Origin of the sequence: Methylovirgula sp. 4M-Z18, from assembly GCF_037890675.1 — a bacterium.
Classification (GTDB): Bacteria; Pseudomonadota; Alphaproteobacteria; order Rhizobiales; family Beijerinckiaceae; genus 4M-Z18.
The window spans coordinates 1038062-1055386 of sequence record NZ_CP149574.1 but is presented as its reverse complement, the minus strand read 5'-3'; the positions used below and the strand labels follow the sequence as shown (position 1 = coordinate 1055386).

At 60.2% G+C, this 17325-nt stretch carries 18 protein-coding genes and 1 tRNA gene; 6 read left to right on the top strand and 13 right to left on the bottom strand.

Translation table 11 applies throughout. The annotated features are described in order from the left end of the window. The first annotated feature begins 145 nt into the window (after window positions 1–145). Together V9T28_RS04805 and V9T28_RS04800 are read left to right on the top strand one after the other, a co-directional pair. On the top strand, window positions 146–634 hold the full coding sequence (locus V9T28_RS04805) for a hypothetical protein (RefSeq protein WP_116401413.1): 489 nt from the start codon (window positions 146–148) through the stop codon (window positions 632–634). A 12-nt stretch (window positions 635–646) separates the two neighbouring features. After that, a complete protein-coding gene (locus V9T28_RS04800; RefSeq protein WP_116401412.1) occupies window positions 647–2449 on the top strand; it encodes a hypothetical protein in 1803 nt (600 codons plus the stop codon). 88 nt (window positions 2450–2537) lie between these two features. Here V9T28_RS04800 and V9T28_RS04795 read toward each other — a convergent pair whose 3' ends face one another. The 4 genes from V9T28_RS04795 to V9T28_RS04780 all read right to left on the bottom strand — a co-directional run bounded on the left by V9T28_RS04795 (window position 2538) and on the right by V9T28_RS04780 (window position 5250). Further along, window positions 2538–2771 (bottom strand): maltose ABC transporter permease, encoded by a 234-nt coding sequence (locus V9T28_RS04795; RefSeq protein WP_116401411.1) that lies wholly within the window; start codon window positions 2769–2771, stop codon window positions 2538–2540. A 358-nt stretch (window positions 2772–3129) separates the two neighbouring features. Continuing rightward, complete coding sequence (locus V9T28_RS04790) at window positions 3130–4380, bottom strand: tyrosine-type recombinase/integrase (protein ID WP_116401410.1); 1251 nt, start codon at window positions 4378–4380, stop codon at window positions 3130–3132. A gap of 69 nt (window positions 4381–4449) precedes the next feature. Beyond that, window positions 4450–4525 (bottom strand) — tRNA-Glu (locus tag V9T28_RS04785). A 50-nt stretch (window positions 4526–4575) separates the two neighbouring features. Continuing rightward, window positions 4576–5250, bottom strand: a complete 675-nt coding sequence (locus V9T28_RS04780; protein WP_116401409.1) for a TetR/AcrR family transcriptional regulator — start codon at window positions 5248–5250, stop codon at window positions 4576–4578. A gap of 188 nt (window positions 5251–5438) precedes the next feature. On the opposite strand from V9T28_RS04780, the gene V9T28_RS04775 reads away from it, so the two are divergent. Further along, complete coding sequence (locus tag V9T28_RS04775; protein WP_116401569.1) at window positions 5439–6683, top strand: HlyD family secretion protein; 1245 nt, start codon at window positions 5439–5441, stop codon at window positions 6681–6683. Between the two features lie 72 nt (window positions 6684–6755). Beyond that, on the top strand, window positions 6756–8357 hold the full coding sequence (locus V9T28_RS04770) for a DHA2 family efflux MFS transporter permease subunit (protein ID WP_116401408.1): 1602 nt from the start codon (window positions 6756–6758) through the stop codon (window positions 8355–8357). A gap of 287 nt (window positions 8358–8644) precedes the next feature. On the opposite strand, the gene V9T28_RS04765 is transcribed toward V9T28_RS04770, so the two are convergent. From V9T28_RS04765 to cysQ, 4 genes are all read right to left on the bottom strand, one after another. After that, window positions 8645–9001 carry a hypothetical protein gene (locus V9T28_RS04765; RefSeq protein WP_116401407.1) on the bottom strand — a complete coding sequence of 119 codons (357 nt, stop codon included), beginning with the start codon at window positions 8999–9001 and terminating at the stop codon, window positions 8645–8647. A gap of 26 nt (window positions 9002–9027) precedes the next feature. Then, window positions 9028–10179, bottom strand: coding sequence for a hypothetical protein (locus tag V9T28_RS04760; RefSeq protein WP_147306452.1), 1152 nt, complete (start codon window positions 10177–10179; stop codon window positions 9028–9030). Between the two features lie 73 nt (window positions 10180–10252). Beyond that, entirely contained in the window at window positions 10253–10834 is a 582-nt protein-coding gene (locus V9T28_RS04755) for a DUF1134 domain-containing protein (protein WP_199500173.1), read from the bottom strand. 158 nt (window positions 10835–10992) lie between these two features. Further along, window positions 10993–11811, bottom strand: coding sequence for a 3'(2'),5'-bisphosphate nucleotidase CysQ (gene cysQ, locus V9T28_RS04750; RefSeq protein ID WP_116401404.1), 819 nt, complete (start codon window positions 11809–11811; stop codon window positions 10993–10995). A gap of 167 nt (window positions 11812–11978) precedes the next feature. Between cysQ and chpT the strand changes: the two genes are divergently transcribed. Next, the gene (gene chpT, locus V9T28_RS04745) at window positions 11979–12626 is read left to right on the top strand and encodes a histidine phosphotransferase ChpT (protein ID WP_116401403.1); all 648 of its coding nucleotides are present in this window, start codon (window positions 11979–11981) and stop codon (window positions 12624–12626) included. An 18-nt stretch (window positions 12627–12644) separates the two neighbouring features. Beyond that, entirely contained in the window at window positions 12645–13472 is an 828-nt protein-coding gene (locus V9T28_RS04740) for an alpha/beta hydrolase (RefSeq protein ID WP_116401402.1), read from the top strand. Between the two features lie 45 nt (window positions 13473–13517). Here the strand turns inward: V9T28_RS04740 and V9T28_RS04735 are convergent, their stop codons facing one another. The 5 genes from V9T28_RS04735 to V9T28_RS04715 all read right to left on the bottom strand — a co-directional run bounded on the left by V9T28_RS04735 (window position 13518) and on the right by V9T28_RS04715 (window position 17303). Then, entirely contained in the window at window positions 13518–14381 is an 864-nt protein-coding gene (locus V9T28_RS04735; protein WP_445242152.1) for a tetratricopeptide repeat protein, read from the bottom strand. A 196-nt stretch (window positions 14382–14577) separates the two neighbouring features. Beyond that, window positions 14578–14823, bottom strand: a complete 246-nt coding sequence (rpsU, locus tag V9T28_RS04730) for a 30S ribosomal protein S21 (protein ID WP_116401400.1) — start codon at window positions 14821–14823, stop codon at window positions 14578–14580. 593 nt (window positions 14824–15416) lie between these two features. Then, window positions 15417–16502 carry a 5-(carboxyamino)imidazole ribonucleotide synthase gene (locus V9T28_RS04725; RefSeq protein ID WP_116401399.1) on the bottom strand — a complete coding sequence of 362 codons (1086 nt, stop codon included), beginning with the start codon at window positions 16500–16502 and terminating at the stop codon, window positions 15417–15419. After that, window positions 16499–16963 carry a 5-(carboxyamino)imidazole ribonucleotide mutase gene (gene purE / locus V9T28_RS04720; protein WP_116401398.1) on the bottom strand — a complete coding sequence of 155 codons (465 nt, stop codon included), beginning with the start codon at window positions 16961–16963 and terminating at the stop codon, window positions 16499–16501. Before purE ends, V9T28_RS04725 begins: the two co-directional genes overlap by 4 nt. A 121-nt stretch (window positions 16964–17084) precedes the next feature. After that, a complete protein-coding gene (locus V9T28_RS04715; protein ID WP_116401397.1) occupies window positions 17085–17303 on the bottom strand; it encodes a YdcH family protein in 219 nt (72 codons plus the stop codon). Window positions 17304–17325: the final 22 nt, after the last annotated feature.

Sequence of the window (17325 nt, the reverse complement as noted above, 5' to 3'; positions counted from 1 at the left end):
GAAGCGCGGTTTGGTGTCCATCACGGGGGGCTCCAGAGGCGCCTATCTGGCGGAAGTCAAAGCCATGCAAGAGGAAATGAGGGCGTGCGATTGACGCCACATTCCACGCAACATTTCCCCCTCTCTAACAACGGAAACTTTCAACATGGCTAACACCGTATCCGGCCTCACGCCCTTCCAAGGGGACGCCCCAAACACCCCCGCAACGCCCGCCGCAACACGCCCTCAGGTGGACGATCCGCTGGCCACGCCGCCCACCCTAAGGCCCGCTGCACGGTTCAATGACTACACCATGCGGTCGCCTCAGTTCCTGCCTGACGCAAACCTGCAGCGCCTTGCGGAGTCCCTGTCATCCATCCAGCCGGGCCTTCAGGAGTATATGGGTGTAGAGGCCCAACAGCAGCGTCAGGAAATCCCCGGCACTGTTGCAGCGGCCCTCTATGGCAAGTCGGCGGATGAGCAGAAGCAAATCCTGGCGTCCAATCCGGCCCTGCAGAACCCCGTAGCGCGCAACCTCGGGCAAGCCATGATTGGCACCACGCAGGGCCAGGACGCCCTTGCTGGGATCAGGCAGGCGTATGACACCAACTTCGACAAGCAGAACGGGGACTTCAACGCCTTCATTAGGGGGTAAGTTCAGCCGCTCATGCAGGGCATGCCCCCGCGCCAGGCTGCACACTTCTATGAGAGCATTGCGCCAGGTATTGAGAACCTCCGTCAGCAACACGCTCAGGACCAGGCCGGGTATCAAGTCAATCAGCGTAATGACCTTGTAAGCGGCTTCCTCAATGCCCGCATGTCCGAGGGCCTTGAGCGTGGTCTGTCCCCAGATCAAATCTACGGCAACATCCGCAAGGACATGCAGACCACCAACGTGGTGAGTAACATGCCCTTTCCGGATCAAGAGAAGCTCCTCCTGGGGGCACTGCAGCACAAGGTTGAAGGCCTGGCCGCCAGCCCGGACTGGGAGAAGGAAAGCCAGCTTATCCGGGGCATTCTCACAGGTGACCGCAAGGACGCCAACGGGAACAGCCTTGGGCCGATGACGAATGCTGCTTCGCTAGGCGGCCTCCCTAACCAACTCCTAGCGCAGACTGAAGCCACCGCTGAGCGGCGCTTAGGCTCTGAGAACTTCAACCTCATCGCCAACTTGAAACAGCTGGCCGCAAGAGGTGATCCAGGCTACATCCAGGCCCGCGATGCGTTCGCTAAGCAGCATCCCATCCTGGCCACCGATCGCATCATGTCCATGTCGGACTACATGTACGACAATGCGCTGATGGGGTCCGCAGCGCAGGCCCGTAGGGCACAGTACAGGGCCGCCCTCGACAACGACATGAACGTCAACATCCACAACAACGTCATGCCAGCTCTACAGGCTGGTACGGCGAAGATTGGTGGCATCAAGCCGTTCGAGACGTTTGACATGAGCGGTGAGCCCAAGACCATAAACTCAGACGAGCAGATCAAAGCGGCGCTCCCCAAGTTCGAAAGCTGGTTGGATCAGAAGTACCCCAACGCCCTCAACGATCCCCAGCAGGCGCAAGCTAAGCTCCTTGAGCAGGCCCCCATCTACGGCCAAGGTATCGAGAACAAGCAGTGGAAGGAGACCATGGGGGCTGGCTACATGTCCGCCGACAACTCCCTCGCTGCCGGTCAGCCGCCTTCTCAGGCCACCTCTAAGGGCTACGAGATGTACAAGCAGCTCATGGCCATCTCGCCTAACATGGCCCGCAACCATCTCGATGAGAAGACGGACAGGTTCTATTGGCTTGCGCAGTCGGCTGAGGATGCTGGTATGACGCAGAACCAGGCCCTCACGATGGCAGCGAAGTCTATGCAAGACCCTAACTCTTTGAAGGATGAGCCGAGGCTGAGGGAGGCGGATGCGCAGGAGAAGATTCATACGGCGCTTAAAACCTCGTGGTGGCCGCACGTTACTGACGATCTCAGCACCGTCGCAAACTCGGATCAGGTGGCTACAGAGGTGCGTGATGCGGCAAACCTGCTGCACAACTACTCACAGATGCCATTGGACAGCGCCATCAAGGCAGCGGCTGAGAAGGTGTCCGCTAACTATTCGATCATCAATGGGGCGGCTGTGCGCACCGCTGGTAAGCAAGTCCCGGACAACTTCGGGGACTTAGCGAACCACTACATTGACAACTGGTGGGAAGCCAACAAGGCCCGGCTAGAGATGCTTGGGGAAACTAAGGACGACGTAACCATCTCTGAGATCGGGCGAACGGGAAACTGGGCGCTGGTCTCCAAGCGCGGCTGGATGCATCCGTTTGATGTACCCAATGCGTCCTTCAACATTGCCGATCTCGCCAACGCTAACAACGTTTGGCAGCACAATAGTCTTGAAGGCAAGATCAACGACCGAGGCAAGGACCGTCAGGTGTTTGACTCAATCATCAACACGCCATTCGGGAACCCCGCACCGTAACGGGCGGTAGTCAATAACAAAGCGACCGGGGGCACGTCTCCCGGTCGTGTCAACATTCCGCGCACAGCTTGTCTTGATTGGGGCTTGTCTAGCCGAACAGATGGAGCAACCAGAGTGGCGCCCCGAAGATGAGCGACCAAAGCCCCAAGATACCGGCGATCACTCCGAGCGGACCAAGAAGGCCGACGAAGAACATCGCGAAGCTGCCGAGCTTAATTGCCATCCACATCCAATAGGCCCAGCCGACCGTCCCACACAGCAAGCATCCGATGCCAATTGCCGACCCTGTCAGTGCGGCGATAGTCGCCTTAATCCGTTCCATCGTTCCGTCCCCCCGCAGTTCTCACCTATTTGGCTCTGCCCGCCCCCTTTTTATGCAACATAGGGGTCATCATGTGTGACCTAAATCACAGGACTGCAGCGGTTCGCATGATCGCCTACGGTCACTGTGCCCCCTATCGTTTTCACCAAGAAGGGCGCAAGCGTTAGCTGCACAAGGCGCGCAGCGATTGCGCAATGTGATCCAGTTCGCAGACACCCGAATTAATTTGTGCGAATATTGAGTTTGCTTAGAACGCATAGCGTCTCTCCGAAGCGTTGTGTTACTTCCGAGCAAACCCCAGGACCCTTTGGGCCATCGGTTTTCCCCTGGTGGCCCTTTTTGTTTGTACCAACGCCGCTCAAACAGGCTGCGTAACCCTATCCACCCAGAGCTTCATGTCCTTAACGTGCCTACCCTCCGAATAGATGGAATAGGTCAAGCTGATGGGCTTGTGCCCGAGGAGTCGCACCGCCATTGCTTCGGGGCACCCAAGACGCTCAAGGGCCGTCGCGAACCTCTTACGGAGCGAATGGAAGGTCTTGCCTTCGGGAACCCCTGCCCGCTTGAACAGCCGCCCTGCCCTGACCGATAGCGTGCTTGCCTTAGCATCCGCTGGCTGGACCACCTCAGCCAGCTTAGGGTGAACCGGAATGGCCCGCACAGAGTTCGCCGTCTTGCCCTCAGCGAGCACGTAGCATTCCACCCCGTGGACCATCTCACGCTTGGCCGTCAGGCACTCATTCAGCCGGAAGCCGGTGTAGATCGAAATCAGGAAACACGCGCGCAACGCATCATCGTCGGCAACAGCCTTATAAGCCGTGACCACCTCAGCGTCAGTAAGGTGGCCGTAGCTTTCCGTTGGCTTCCCTCGGTCATCCGCAGCGGTCGCTAGGCCGGCAAAGGGGTTTGCAGGAAGCTTGTCGTCGCTCCGATAGGACCACTTCCAGAGGTTTGACATGACCGTGACGTACCGCTTGATCGTGTCCCTCGCCTTCCCTTCGGTGGCCTCGTTCAGCCACTCAAGAGCCTTAGAGCGAGAGACATTCCGCAACGAATGGTCCCCGTGATAATCGATCCATGAGTTAACGACCGTCTCATAATTGGCCTCGGTCGTCTTGGACCGCTTGGGACGTTTGGCGAGATAGTCCTTGCGAAGGTCAGAGACCCGCAGCAGGCCGTCACGGTGATCCTCGAAGGCCCGCATGAAAGCCGGGTCGTCGGCCTCACCCCTACGCTGCGCAAGATCAATCACGGCCTCGACGGCTGGGTTAACCATTTCCTCCCCGTCTGACGCATTGACGGAAACGGGGCCAGCCTTCTCAAGGCGCGCGCGGAAGGCGGCATAGGAGTCTGCTTTTTGGGGTGTCGGCTTGCCGTCAATGGCCACCCCTAGGCGCGCTGCGGCGGCCTCGATGGTCGCCTTAGCAATCGGCAGGTAATCCCATCGGCGCTTGCGGGCTTCCTTGATATCGGATGTATCGAGGGCCTTGCGGAGGTATGGACCTAATTCTTTTCGCAGCGAATTGGGGACAGGAACACGGCAATACCAGCGTTCGCCAATGCGTTGCAGGTACAGCGTGTCACGTGGTGAGGAAGGTTTGGCGGCCATTGTAGGCACCTACTGTAGGCAAAAACTGTAGGCAAGGCCAGCCTGAAATAGCTAAGTATTTGAATGGCTTGGCGCTCCCTAGGGGACTCGAACCCCTGTTTTCGCCGTGAGAGGGCGACGTCCTAGACCGCTAGACGAAGGGAGCATATGCTCAAGGTCCGGTGCTTCTAACGCCCTGACCGCGCCAGAGCAAGCTTATTTCGCAAGTTTTTTGTGCGGCTCGTTGGGCTTGCTATAGGCACGCATGAAGAAATCGACCGCGTGGCCCACATGGGTGCGGACCACCTCCATATCCGGCTGGCTGCCGGTGGCGAAAAGTTGGCGCTTGATGCAACCGCCCATGCACAGATCGAGGAATTGCGCCGCCGCGCGTTCAGCATCCGGCAAATCGAGGAAATCCGCTTCCGCCTGTTTGGCGAGATAGCGCGACAGGCGTGCGACGCCGAAAGCCGGGCCGGTCTCGTAAAAGGCAATGCCGATTTCGGGAAATTTGGCCGCTGTCGCGATCACCATGCGCACCAGCGCCAGCGAACTCGGCTGGCTGGCATGTTCCACGAAGCTCACACCCAGGCGCTGCAGCACAGCGGCGACGTCATGATCGTCCTCGTTGAGCATGAAGACCCGTTCGGATTGGCCGAGACGCTCCTCGCGCACCAATTGGGCAAACAGATTTTCCTTGCTGCTGAAATAGACGTAGAGCGTGCCCTTGGAGACCCCCGCCTCCCGGGCGATCTCGTTCATGCTCGCGCCGTCGAACCCTTCGCGCAGGAACACTGCGCGTGCTCCTGCCAAAACCTGACGGCGCTTGGCATTATCCTCGCGGGCATGGGCTTCGGCAGCGGTTTCGTTCAGGTCCAGCACTGGGGTCATGGGGTTGACTCAAAAATATTGACCGAACGGTTCGGTCAGGGGTTGAAATAAGCTCAAAAAGAGAGTATGTCAAGCACGTCCTGACCGAACCGTTCGGTCATTCCTTGAAGAATTATTGCGATACGCCGCCCGGCTACCGCGGACCACGCGCGAAGATGAACAGGGCCGAGCTGATCGGGGAGCCTATCATGTCCGAAGAATTGAAGGCAGAGACTGTCTCCGCCGTGACCCAACCGACCGTGGCGCAAGGCCAGCAGCCGGCCCTCACCGGGCAGAACGCCCCGCCGGTCGGCGAGGTCAAGACCGGTGTCGTATTGAAGCCGAAACGCTCGCTCCGCCGCTTCATTCTGCCTGTCGCGCTGGTCGCTGCGGTCGGCTACGGCGGCTGGAAGGGGTACGACTGGTTTACCTACGGCCGCTTCCTGGTCAGCACCGACGACGCCTATGTGAAGACGGACATGTCGGTCCTCGCTGCCAAAGTGCCAGGCTACATCGCCGCGGTTCCAGTGACGAACAACGCCTCGGTGAAGGCAGGCGACGTGCTGGCCACGATCGATGACGGCGACTATCGCCTCGCCGTCCAGGCCGCGAAGGACAAGATCGATACGCAGGATGCGACGATTGAGCGCATCGGCGAGCAGGAAAAGATGCAGGGCGCGCAGATCGATGCCGCCAACGCGCAGCTTACCTCGGCGCAGGCCGAGCAGGTGCGCGCCAATGCCTTCTTTGACCGCGCTGCCGCCCTGGTCGAAACCGCCGCCGGCAGCAAGGCATCGCTCGACACCGCGCGCGCCGACAAGGACCGCGCTGTCGCGGCCGTGACCAGCGCCAAGGCCGCGATCGATACCGCAAAGGCCAACCTTGCCGTCCTGCAGGCACAGAAGGTCGAAGCGGTGAAGGGCAAGGACGAATTGCAGACGGCCCTCGACAAGGCCGAACGCGACCTCTCCTTCACGGTGATCCGCGCGCCGTTCGACGGCGTGGTCGGCAACAAGGCGGCGCAACCAGGCCAATACGTGCAGACCGGCACGCGCCTGATGGCGCTCGTGCCGCTGGACAGCGCCTATATCGACGCGAATTTCAAGGAGACGCAACTCGGCAACATCAAGCCGGGCCAGAAGGTCGACATTGCGGTGGACGCTTATTCGCGCCGCACGATCGAAGGCACGGTGGAGAGCCTGTCTCCCGCCTCGGGCTCCGAATTCTCGCTGCTGCCGCCGGAAAATGCGACGGGTAATTTCACCAAGATCGTCCAGCGTCTGCCGGTGCGCATCCACATCCCGCAGGACGTTGCGCAAGAAGGCATTCTGCGCCCCGGCATGTCGGTCGTCGTGGACGTGCATACGCGGGATGACGTGAAGCCGGCCCCGAGCCTCACTGACCTTCTCGGCTTTTCGCGAGCAGAAGCGGCAACGGCGAATGCAACGAAGTGAACTAAGTCTCTAATGGGCGGCGCCGCGCTTGAAGCGGCGCCGCGACCTTTTTTCTAAATTTTCGAGCATGTCATGACGGCAGCAACGAACGCGATCAAATTGCCGGCCGCACCGCAAGTTCCCGCGGCGCCGGCGCAGAGCGGCTTCGACAAGCGCAAGCTTGCCGCCTTCATCGCCATGGTTTTCGGCATGTTCATGGCGATCCTGGACATTCAGATCGTCTCCGCCTCCTTGAGCGAAATCAAAGCGGGCCTGTCCGCCAGCTCCGACGAAGTCGCTTGGGTGCAGACGAGCTATCTGATCGCCGAAGTGGTCATGATCCCACTCTCCGGCTATCTGTCGCGCGTTTTTTCCACCCGCTACACGTTTGTCATCTCGGCGGCCGGCTTCACGCTCATGAGCTTCATGTGCGCGCAGGCGAGCTCGATCTCCGAAATGATCGTTTGGCGGGCGCTGCAAGGCTTTATCGGCGGGGGCATGATCCCGACCGTGTTCGCCTCGGCCTTCATCATCTTCCCACGCGACAAGCAACCGATCATCGGGCCGATCATCGGCCTCGTCGCGACGCTCGCGCCGACGATCGGGCCGACCGTCGGCGGCATCCTGACGGAAGCCTATTCTTGGCACTGGCTGTTCTACGTCAACATCATTCCCGGCATCCTGGTGACGGTCGTCTGCTGGAATCTGATCGACTTCGACCAGCCGGACTTGTCGCTGCTGAAGAACTTCGACTGGGTCGGCCTGATCTCCATGGCCGTCTTCCTCGGCGCGCTCGAATACACGCTGGAAGAAGGCCCGAACAACGATTGGCTGCAGGACGATTATATCTTCTATGCCGCGATGGCATCGGCCATCGGCTGTGTGGTGTTCTTCGCGCGTGTGCTCAGCGCCCGGCAACCGATCGTCGATCTTTCGGCTTTTTTCGACCGCAATTTCTGGACCGGCTCGCTGTTCTCATTCATCCTCGGCATCGGCCTTTACGGATTGACTTACATCTATCCCGTGTATCTCGCGGAAGTTCGCGGCTATTCGGCGCGCATGATCGGCGAAACCATGTTCGTCACCGGCGTGTGCATGTTCGTCTCCGCGCCGATCGTCGGCCGGCTAATGACCGTTCTCGATCCACGCGTAATGATTGCCGTCGGCTTTTCCGGCTTCGCGTTCGGCGTCTATTGGGCGTCGTTCATCACCAAGGATTGGGACTTTTACGAGTTGCTGGTGCCGCAGATTTTCCGCGGCTGCTCGCTCATGCTGTGCATGGTCCCGATCAACAATCTGGCGCTCGGCACATTGCCGCCGCAGCGGCTGAAGAACGCCTCGGGCCTGTTCAACCTGACCCGCAATCTGGGCGGCGCCGTCGGTCTTGCACTGATCAATACGCTGATCAACGACCGCACCGACCTGCACCTTGCGCGGCTGCATGAGAGCGTCGCTTGGGGTCATCAGCAGGCGGAAGAAACGCTCGCCAACATGACCGCCAATTTCGCCAGCTTCGGCTCGAGCGCGGAAGCTATGGCGACGAAGCAACTCGCGCTGCTGGTGCGGCAGCAGGCGACGGTGATGGCGCTTGCCGACGTGTTCCTCGCCCTCACCGCCTTGTTCGCGGCGCTCGTCATCGTGACGCCGTTCATGCGCCGCCCGCAAAACGCCGGCGGTGGCGGCGGTGGCCACTGAAATGTAAGGAGCGCGGGCACTTATACCAGTGGCTGTAGGCTTCGACCTATGTGCAGTCATTGCGAGCGTAAGCGAAGCAATCCTTCCCCCTAAGTCGGAAATTTCGCCGCAAGCTATTCCCAGCCACCTGGATTACTCCGCGCTTTGACAGCACGGCTCTTTAAGCGAAGCTGCTATGAACCAGAGGTCAGGGGATGGATTGCTTCGCTTACGCTCGCAATGACGACAAATAGGTCAAAGCTTACGACCATTGGATTGTTACCGGTCCAAGTTCACGGCCCTCGCCGTCACCCGCCAAGCTTCGCCAATTCATCCTTGAAGGTTTTGGCCCAGGCTCCCTTGGGATTGCATAAGCCGCCGGCCTTTTGCGATTTCATCTCGTTTTCAAGCTGCTGATAGAGCCGATTGGAATCTTCTTCCGACATGTCGAGCTTCTTTTCGAGGTCGTCGGTCTGCCTGCCGATCGCATCCTGCTGATCGTCGGAGATCTCGAACTTGCACAGATCCTGCGAGATTTCGAGCATGTACAGCGTCTGCAGCTGCTCGCGCAATTGCGGCGCATCCGGCGGCACCTGCGCATGCACCGGCATGGCCGCAAAAACCAAACCGGCTGCAACGAGAAACGCATATTCGATACGACGCATGGCAAATCTTTCTCTAGGGGCAATACCTAATTGTGCGCCGTAACGGCGCGTGACCGCCGCTCGACTTTCGGCGCCCGTTTGGTCTGATCGCGAAGTTTCAGCACATTGTCGCCGATCTCGGCAATCGCCTCGCGCAGGAGCGCCAGCTCCCGCTCGTCGCCGCGCTGTTGCAGCGCCTGCTGCAAGCGTGAAATATCCCGCTGTAATTGATCGCGGCCATTGCGCGCCGCTTCCAAAGCGCCTGCCACGGAGGCCTTTTCCTGACGCAGGCTGTCGAGCTTGTCATTCATCTCTTGCTCCTGCTCGCGATGCCTTTTCTGCAATTGATTGAGCCGGTCCTGCATTTCGGTAAAGAGCTGCGCATTGCCGGCGATCGCCGATTCGTAGCCCGCGATCGCCGACGTTTGCTGCGTCGCCTGGCGCCCGAGCATCGAATGGGCTTGGCGCAACTCGCTCAACTCCGCCTCCATCGTCGATCCGCGCGCTTTGAACGCTTCGGCCTGGCGGCTGAGATTCTCGATGTTCGTGCGCGCAACAGCCAGTTCCGCGGCGGCGATGGTGCGCTCGTTGTGCAGGTCCGCGACTTGCCGCATGCGCTCCGCGAGCGCCCGATTGATCTCTTCATAGGCGCGCGCCTGATCCTCTGCCTGCATCTCGAGTCCAGACACGCGCGTTTGCAGCGAGGCGACCATCGTACGCCGCTCGGCTGCAAGGTTTTCCAGCGCCGCGTGATCCTGCCGCATGCGCTCATACATGTGCTGCATTTGATCGCGCAGACCTGCGGCATCGTGGAGCTCTTTCGATGCCGTTGCCATCTCGGCCTGAGCGGAATGAAAATCTTGCCGCAGCGCGGTGATCTCTTCGCGCAAGCCATCGGCATCGGTCTGTTGTTGTTTCAAGCGCTCCGTGAGCTCGATGATCTTGATCGTGCTGCGGCCGGCTTCGCTTTTGGCTGCCGCCTCGGCCACGGCATAACGATCCGCCTTCTGTTCGAGCCGGCGCTGTTGAACCGCGAATTCGGCGCGCAATTGATCGCGCTCCGCGATAACTTCGTCGACCGACAAAGGCATCAACATTTCGAGGCGACGCTGCGATAGCCGCATCGCGCGGCCCGCAATGGCGGGCAGCGCCAGGATCGCCAGGAACCCTGCGGCCAGGAATCCCAGCGCAAATATCATGATCTCTTCGATCAAAGGTTCACGCCAGAGAGTTTATCCAGTCCTCGCCATCATGGCATGACATCAAGCGTCATCAAAATGGATTCCAGGTCGCCTGCGGCGTGAACTTAAGATAGTTAACATTGGCACCAAGCCGCAGACCGAGACCGGTGCGAATGGGAACGACCACGATCCCTTCCGCCTGCAACGCGGTAAAACCGAAACCGCCGACGAAATAAGCCGAGCCGTCGACGCCGCCAAAGCGCTGATGAATCGCGCCAGTCGCAGGCAGATTGTAAACCAGCATCATGGTGCGGTCGCCGTCAGCGCCGGTATCGAAGCCGAAGGACGGTCCTTGCCAGTAGATATGCTGATCGCCGGCATTGCGTGTGTACATCACGCCTTCGCCATACCTTAGACCACCGAAAAATGCGCCCGATGCTTCCTGGCCCAGAATATAGGCATTCGGCCGCCCCCACCGCTTGGTGGCCGCCTCGACAACCTGCGCCAGATCGCGCGATGTGGTGCCGAAGAATTTATGGCCATCGTCGACAATCTCACCCGGCGAGAATGTTCCGGAATTCTGCTGCGCAAATGCGGCGCCAGCGGGAAGAGCAATCGATGCGGCCGCCAAAGCAGCCCGGCCCATCAGCATGCGGCGTGAAATTCCTGACATGGGTTCCTCAATGTTCTCGCGCACCGGCTGGACGATCCGGGCGATGTCGCACAGTCCAGGGCAAACGTGACAAACGCATGGCGCGACTCGGCCAAAGCTAAGGCAGACAGCCGCGAAGCCTCTTCTGGAAACAGAACATGAGTAAGGTAAATGAAGCTTTAAACGGCCGCCTTTTCGGCATAGGCCGCGTCGCCCCAAGCGATAAAGCTCGGGTTGCGATATTGCTCCGGCGTCTTGCCATAAAGGAAGGCGCTCTTGTCGCAATTCAGCATTTTGCCGCCTGCCGCCCGCAGCACCGCCTCGCCGGCCGCCGTATCCCATTCCATGGTCGGGGCAAAGCGCGGATAGACGTCGGCGAGCCCTTCGGCGACGAGGCAGAATTTCAGCGAGGAACCGGCAGATCGGCATTCGTTGACGGGCAATTTCGCCAAAAACGCCTCAGTCGCCAAATCGCCGTGCGAGCGGCTGACAACCGCGGTGAGGCCGTCGCGCGGGGCGGGCCGGGTCTTCAACGCGCACCATTCGCTGCGCGGCGGCAAAGCCGCACCTGGCGCGACTGCACATTGGTAAGCGTCCGCGCCGCCAAACCACAATTTGCCCAGCGCCGGCGCATAGACCGCGCCGGCAATCGGCACGCCGTCCGAAATAAGAGCGATATTGACGGTAAACTCGCCGTTCTTGCACATGAATTCCTTGGTCCCATCGAGCGGGTCGACCAGGATGAATGTGCCCGAAATGGGCGGAACTTCGCCGCGCGCCACCGATTCTTCCGCAATCACCGGAATACCGGGAATCTCGCGCGCGAGGCCTGCAAGCACCACTTCTTCAGCAAGCTCGTCGGCTTCCGAGACAGGAGAAGCATCCGATTTCATGCGGAAAGCGCAACCGCGACCATATACTTCCATGATCACGGCGCCCGCCTTGACCGAGAGGGCAGCGAAAATCTCGGCAATCTCATTGCACCGCACAGGATTCATGGCACTCAAAATAGGCCTCTATTCCACCAAAACAGGGCGCGGACATTGATCCATTCCGCGCTGCTTTTCAAGCGTCTTTCACCAAGCTATCACCATTCCCGTCCCAAGACATCCTATGTAGGGCTGATTCGGCATAAACCAAATCGGCAGACCAACCGGAACGAAAAATGACCGCTCTGACCCTCGATTCCCTCGATCTCGCCGCCCTCCTCTGCTCCAAGGTCTGCCATGACGTCATCAATCCGGTCGGCGCCATTTCCATCGGCCTTGAGATGCTCGATGACAATCCCGACGAGGAAACGCGGACTGCGGCGCTCGAACTCGTCGCCAAGAGCGCCAAGAGCGCCTCGGCCAAGCTCGAATATCACCGTCTTGCCTTCGGCGCGGCCGGATCGGCCGGCGCGGCGATCGACACCGGCACCGCCGAGGCGGTCGCGCGCGGCCTGTTCGCTGACGACAAGACCAGCCTCGTTTGGCTGGCCGAACGGGTGCTGATGCCGAAAAACAAGGTCAAATTGCTGCTCAACCTATGCCTGATCGCGGCAAGTGCCATTCCGCGCGGCGGCGAGATTCAAGTCGCCATTACCGGCCCCGCCGAAACGCCCGTCTTCGGCGTGCGCTCGAAGGGCATCTATTGCCGGCTCGCACAGACGATTCCCGCGCTGGTCGCCGGTGAGCCGGAAACCGGATCCGTCGACGCGCATGGCATTCAAGCCTTTTATACGGGGCTCGTCGCCCGCGCTTGCGCCATGGCTGTCAAGATTCAAGCGCAGGACGGTGCGATCGTGATCGATGCCACGCCCCAGGCGGCTTGACGAAGAACGGAGAGGCGCATGCACGCACTGAAATGGGCCTTCCTGATCGGTGCCTGCATCTATTTCTGTGCGCTCGCCGCAACCGTTACCTTTCAAAGGGCTCTCATCTATGTCCCCATCGGCGACGTCAAAACGCCGCAGGACATCGGCCTACACAGTGGCACAGATCTCACCCTCACCACGGCAGATGGCGAGCACCTCCACGCCTGGTACGTCCCGCCAGCCGGCGACCGCCCGCTGATCCTTTATTTTCACGGCAATGCCGGCACGATCGCCGGACGCGAACACCGGTTCAAAAAGCTCGTCGCCAATGGCAACGGCCTTCTGGCGGTCGAATATCGCGGCTATCCCGGCTCGAGCGGCAGCATGGGCGAGGCGGGCCTCCATGCCGATGCTGAGGCCGGCTATCAATATGCCATGGCACAGCAGATTTCGCCGAAGCGCCTGATCATCATGGGCGAATCGTTGGGCACGGGCGTCGCGATCAAGCTCGCGATGCAACACGAGTCGGCGGCGCTCGTTCTTGATTCGCCTTATTCGTCGGTGGCGGATGTCGCGGCCGACCGCTTCTGGTTCTTTCCGGCGCGGCTATTTCTCCAGGATCAATACCGCGCCGATCAATGGATCGGCCGGGTGAGCGTGCCGGTTCTGATGGTGCACGGCAGCAAAGACCGCGTCATCCCCATTCGCTTCGCCGAAAAGCTCTTTGCGCTCGCAAATGGGCCCAAACAATTCATCCGGGTAAGCGGCGCTGGCCATCTGGCCATGGGGGATGTCTTGGGGAAGGTCCTGACGTGGATCGACCAAAAGGTGCCAACCCCTGCTCATGCGAGCGGGCTGAAATAGTTCCAGTTCCACCCGCCGAAGCTTGAAAACCCGCGCCTAACGCAATTACAGGCGCGCCAAGCCTGCGTGCGCCAGCTCGTCATTCGGATCGACCGTGAGCGCGTGATTGTAGGATTCCTGCGCCTTCGAACGATTGCCCTGACGCTCATAAGCAAGACCAAGCCCCGACCAGCCGCCGGGGATCTTCGTGTCGACGTTCAGCGCGGCATTAAAATCTTCGATCGCCGCGTCGTATTTGCCGCCTGCTATCTCGCATTGACCGCGCGCGAGGTAAGGCGCGGCCACGAACGGATTGCGGTCGATCGCATTGTCGAAATTGCTGATCGCTTGGACGCAATCGCCCTGTTTCTGATAGATCAAGCCACGCGCGTGGAACGACTGCGGATTTTCCGGAGCAAGGCGGATCGCCTGATCGAGATCGGCAAGGGCCGCCACCAGATTGCCCTGGGTACGCAACAGGTTGGCACGGCCGATATAGGCGGACGTATGATTGGGGTTGACGGCGATCGCCTGGTTGAAATCCTCGAGGGCCTTGTCGTTCTGGCCGATCTGCCGATAGGCCAGCGCGCGGTTGGTGTAGGCGTCGGCGGAATTGGGGTCGAGTTTGATCGCCTGCGAGAAATCGTGAATCGCTTCTTGATAGCGGGCGGAGCGGGCATAGGCGCCGCCACGGGTCAAATAGGCCGTAGGATCATTGGGGTTGCGCTGAATGACGTCGGACAGCGAAGCAATGTTGCCCGAACTCGCGACGCCCGGATCGACCTCGGCGAAGCCCGGACCACGCCCCGGAGCGGAACTGGTGCACCCGGCCACGAAAGCGGCGGCAATCATCGCGACGCCAATGAGCGTGCAACGCCCGACCTTTAGCGGCTGACGAATGGGCGTATTCTCGAGCGCTAACCTGTTCACGATCCAGATCTCCATGGCCTGACGGCTCTTTTATGACGGTATTAGGGGAGCGAGCCCGCCTTTCGGGGCGGATTCATTAAGCACATATGATTAACAAATGAATACGGCGCCCACGCAACAAGCTGCGGGGCGCCGAACGAAAACTTTACAATCCGGCAGCTTCGCGGGTTTTGAACCCTGCGGCTGACAACCCGAATTAACGCGCGCTGCCGCCCATCATCACCTTGGGCTTCATCGGCAGCAGGCCTTCGCGCTGCATCTTCTTGCGGGCAAGCTTGCGGGCACGACGCACGGCTTCAGCCTTTTCACGCGCTTTCTTCTCGGACGGCTTCTCATAATGACCGCGAAGCTTCATTTCGCGGAAAATACCTTCGCGCTGCATCTTCTTCTTGAGCGCCTTGAGAGCCTGATCGACGTTATTGTCGCGAACGAGAACTTGCACGCGGAACCATCCTGTCTATGGCCTAAATCGAGGCCGGTTAGAGTCAACGAGTCTTGAGCCGGACGCGACGGCGGCCAGCAATTGAGGAGCGAATACCAGAACTCCCCCAACCTGTCCACCTAAAACCGCTGGAAACCCAAGGCAATCGCATTCGAAAATGGTGCGGTCCAGAGTTGGCAGTCGACAGTCGACGCGGGGCCGTCGAAGGCAAGTTGAAACGAGGCGATTCTTAAGCATTCTTATGGGCAAAGACAGCCTGCCGACCGCCCTAAACCACGTTGAATCGCTCTATTTTCGCCCAGAAAATCACGTAACACATTGAATAATAAAATATATTCGCCGTATTAGTTTGTTTCCAAAAAAATTTCATATGCCTCGCTATCGTTCTCACGCAGGTCCCGCCGCCGCCAGCCGGTATTCGATGGTTTTGAAATTGAAGTGGGCGGGTCGTTGTTGCTCCCTCGCGCGTGTCCGTCCCCCGACTCATGCATTTGTAATTCCTGGATAAAACGCGCGTTCATTATATGTTCTTTCCCAGATTTGTCAATTTTTTTGCCGCTTCGGTCTCGGGAGGCAAAGCCGTGAAAGCAGATTTACCGGTTTTCCGGCGTCACCACCGTCACATGGCCCATCTTGCGGCCGGGACGAGCTTTCCCCTTGCCGTAAAGCCGCAGACTGGCGCCCGGTTCGCTCAGGATTTTCCGCCAATCCTGCACATCATCGCCGATCAGATTGCGCATCTCGATGGCGCCGTGCCGGCGCGGCAACCCGAGCGGCCAGCCGCACACCGCGCGGATATGCTGCTCGAACTGGCTGGTGACCGCGCCGCCGAGCGTCCAATGCCCGGAATTATGGACCCGCGGGGCGAGCTCGTTCACGAGAAGGTCCTCGCGGCCTTCCGAATCGACGGTCACGAACATTTCGACCGCCACGACTCCGACATAACCGAGCGCGTCGGTCAGCGTCTTGGTGACCGCGATGGCCTTCGCCGCCGTTTCGGGGGCGATCCGCGCCGGCACGCGCGTGCGGCTCAAGATATGGTGCGCATGCTCGTTCTCGCAGACATCATAGGCGGCGAATGAGCCGTCCACGCCGTGGGCGGCGATCACCGAAATCTCGCGGGTGAAGGCAACGAAGCCCTCCAGGATGCACGGCACGCCGCCGAGACCGCGAAAGACCGCGGAGACATCGGTACCCTCGCGGATGGTGCCCTGCCCCTTGCCGTCATAACCGAAGCGACGGGTCTTCAGAATCGAGGGGCGGCCCAGTTGCGCGACCGCTCGCAGAAGGCTGCCCGGATCGTCGACCGGAACGTAAGGGGCCGTGCCGACACCGAGCGAGGTAACAAAATCCTTCTCGGCCACGCGGTCCTGCGTGATCGCAAGGGCCCTGGGATCGGGATAGACGGGCTTGAGCTTGTTCAGGAACTCGGCCGTCGGCGCCGGGACGTTCTCGAATTCATAGGTGATCACAGAGACTTGCGCGGCGAAGGCAGCCAAGGCGGCCTCATCGGCATAATCGGCGACCGTATGGGCCACCGCGACCTCAAACGCCGGGCTATCCGCCTCGGGCGCGAAGATGTGGACCTTCAATCCCAGCCCGCTCGCGGCAATCGCGAGCATGCGGCCAAGCTGGCCGCCGCCCAAAATGCCGATCGTATCGCCAGGCGCGATATTCATGGCTCCTCCCTCGGCCGTTCGGCGACCGCCGCCGTCTGCGCCGCCCGCCACGCATCGAGGCGGGCCGCCAGTTCGGCGTCGTGCAAGGCCAGCACGCTCGCGGCGAGCAGTGCCGCATTGACGGCGCCGGACCGGCCGATGGCCAAGGTGCCGACCGGAATGCCGGCCGGCATCTGCACGATCGAGAGCAAGGAATCCTGCCCCGACAGGGCCTTCGATTCGACCGGAACGCCAAAGACCGGCAAGGGCGTCATCGCCGCCGTCATACCGGGCAGATGGGCCGCGCCGCCCGCACCCGCGATAATGACCTGAAATCCCTCCCCCTTTGCACCCTTGGCAAAGGCGACCAGGCGATCGGGCGTGCGATGGGCCGAAACGACCCGCGCATCATAGGCGATGCCGAGCGTGTTCAACGTTTCGGCGGCATGACGCATGGTCGCCCAATCGGACTGACTGCCCATGATAATCGCAACGGCGGGAGAGGCGGTTTCGGCAGCCAAAGCGTTGAGACCTTCTGCTTTTAAGAATGGAGGCGCGGACTTACGGGAAAGCCAGCCAAAGGGCAAGAATGCGCCAACCGGCTCACGCGATAATGTCGGGGGTCAGGCAATCTTCCAGATAGCTGATCCGGTCGCGCAGGATCAATTTGCGCTTCTTCAGCCGCTGGACCTGCAATTGATCGCCCGTTCCCATGGCCTGCAGGGCCAGAATGGCGGTATCCAGATCGCGATGCTCCTGACGCAGTCGCTCAAGCTCTTCCGTGAAGGCGATACGCTCGTCTTCAGTCAAATTATTCCGCATTGCGCGCCCTACGATACCGCAC

Bases quoted from the DNA above. Each gene is read 5' to 3' on its own strand.
- V9T28_RS04805 (WP_116401413.1), top strand. From the start codon at position 146: ATGGCTAACACCGTATCCGGCCTCACGCCCTTCCAAGGGGACGCCCCA.
- V9T28_RS04800 (WP_116401412.1), top strand. From the start codon at position 647: ATGCAGGGCATGCCCCCGCGCCAGGCTGCACACTTCTATGAGAGCATT.
- V9T28_RS04795 (WP_116401411.1), bottom strand. From the start codon at position 2,771: ATGGAACGGATTAAGGCGACTATCGCCGCACTGACAGGGTCGGCAATT.
- V9T28_RS04790 (WP_116401410.1), bottom strand. From the start codon at position 4,380: ATGGCCGCCAAACCTTCCTCACCACGTGACACGCTGTACCTGCAACGC.
- V9T28_RS04780 (WP_116401409.1), bottom strand. From the start codon at position 5,250: ATGACCCCAGTGCTGGACCTGAACGAAACCGCTGCCGAAGCCCATGCC.
- V9T28_RS04775 (WP_116401569.1), top strand. From the start codon at position 5,439: ATGTCCGAAGAATTGAAGGCAGAGACTGTCTCCGCCGTGACCCAACCG.
- V9T28_RS04770 (WP_116401408.1), top strand. From the start codon at position 6,756: ATGACGGCAGCAACGAACGCGATCAAATTGCCGGCCGCACCGCAAGTT.
- V9T28_RS04765 (WP_116401407.1), bottom strand. From the start codon at position 9,001: ATGCGTCGTATCGAATATGCGTTTCTCGTTGCAGCCGGTTTGGTTTTT.
- V9T28_RS04760 (WP_147306452.1), bottom strand. From the start codon at position 10,179: ATGATATTTGCGCTGGGATTCCTGGCCGCAGGGTTCCTGGCGATCCTG.
- V9T28_RS04755 (WP_199500173.1), bottom strand. From the start codon at position 10,834: ATGTCAGGAATTTCACGCCGCATGCTGATGGGCCGGGCTGCTTTGGCG.
- cysQ (WP_116401404.1), bottom strand. From the start codon at position 11,811: ATGAATCCTGTGCGGTGCAATGAGATTGCCGAGATTTTCGCTGCCCTC.
- chpT (WP_116401403.1), top strand. From the start codon at position 11,979: ATGACCGCTCTGACCCTCGATTCCCTCGATCTCGCCGCCCTCCTCTGC.
- V9T28_RS04740 (WP_116401402.1), top strand. From the start codon at position 12,645: ATGCACGCACTGAAATGGGCCTTCCTGATCGGTGCCTGCATCTATTTC.
- V9T28_RS04725 (WP_116401399.1), bottom strand. From the start codon at position 16,502: ATGAATATCGCGCCTGGCGATACGATCGGCATTTTGGGCGGCGGCCAG.
- purE (WP_116401398.1), bottom strand. From the start codon at position 16,963: ATGGGCAGTCAGTCCGATTGGGCGACCATGCGTCATGCCGCCGAAACG.
- V9T28_RS04715 (WP_116401397.1), bottom strand. From the start codon at position 17,303: ATGCGGAATAATTTGACTGAAGACGAGCGTATCGCCTTCACGGAAGAG.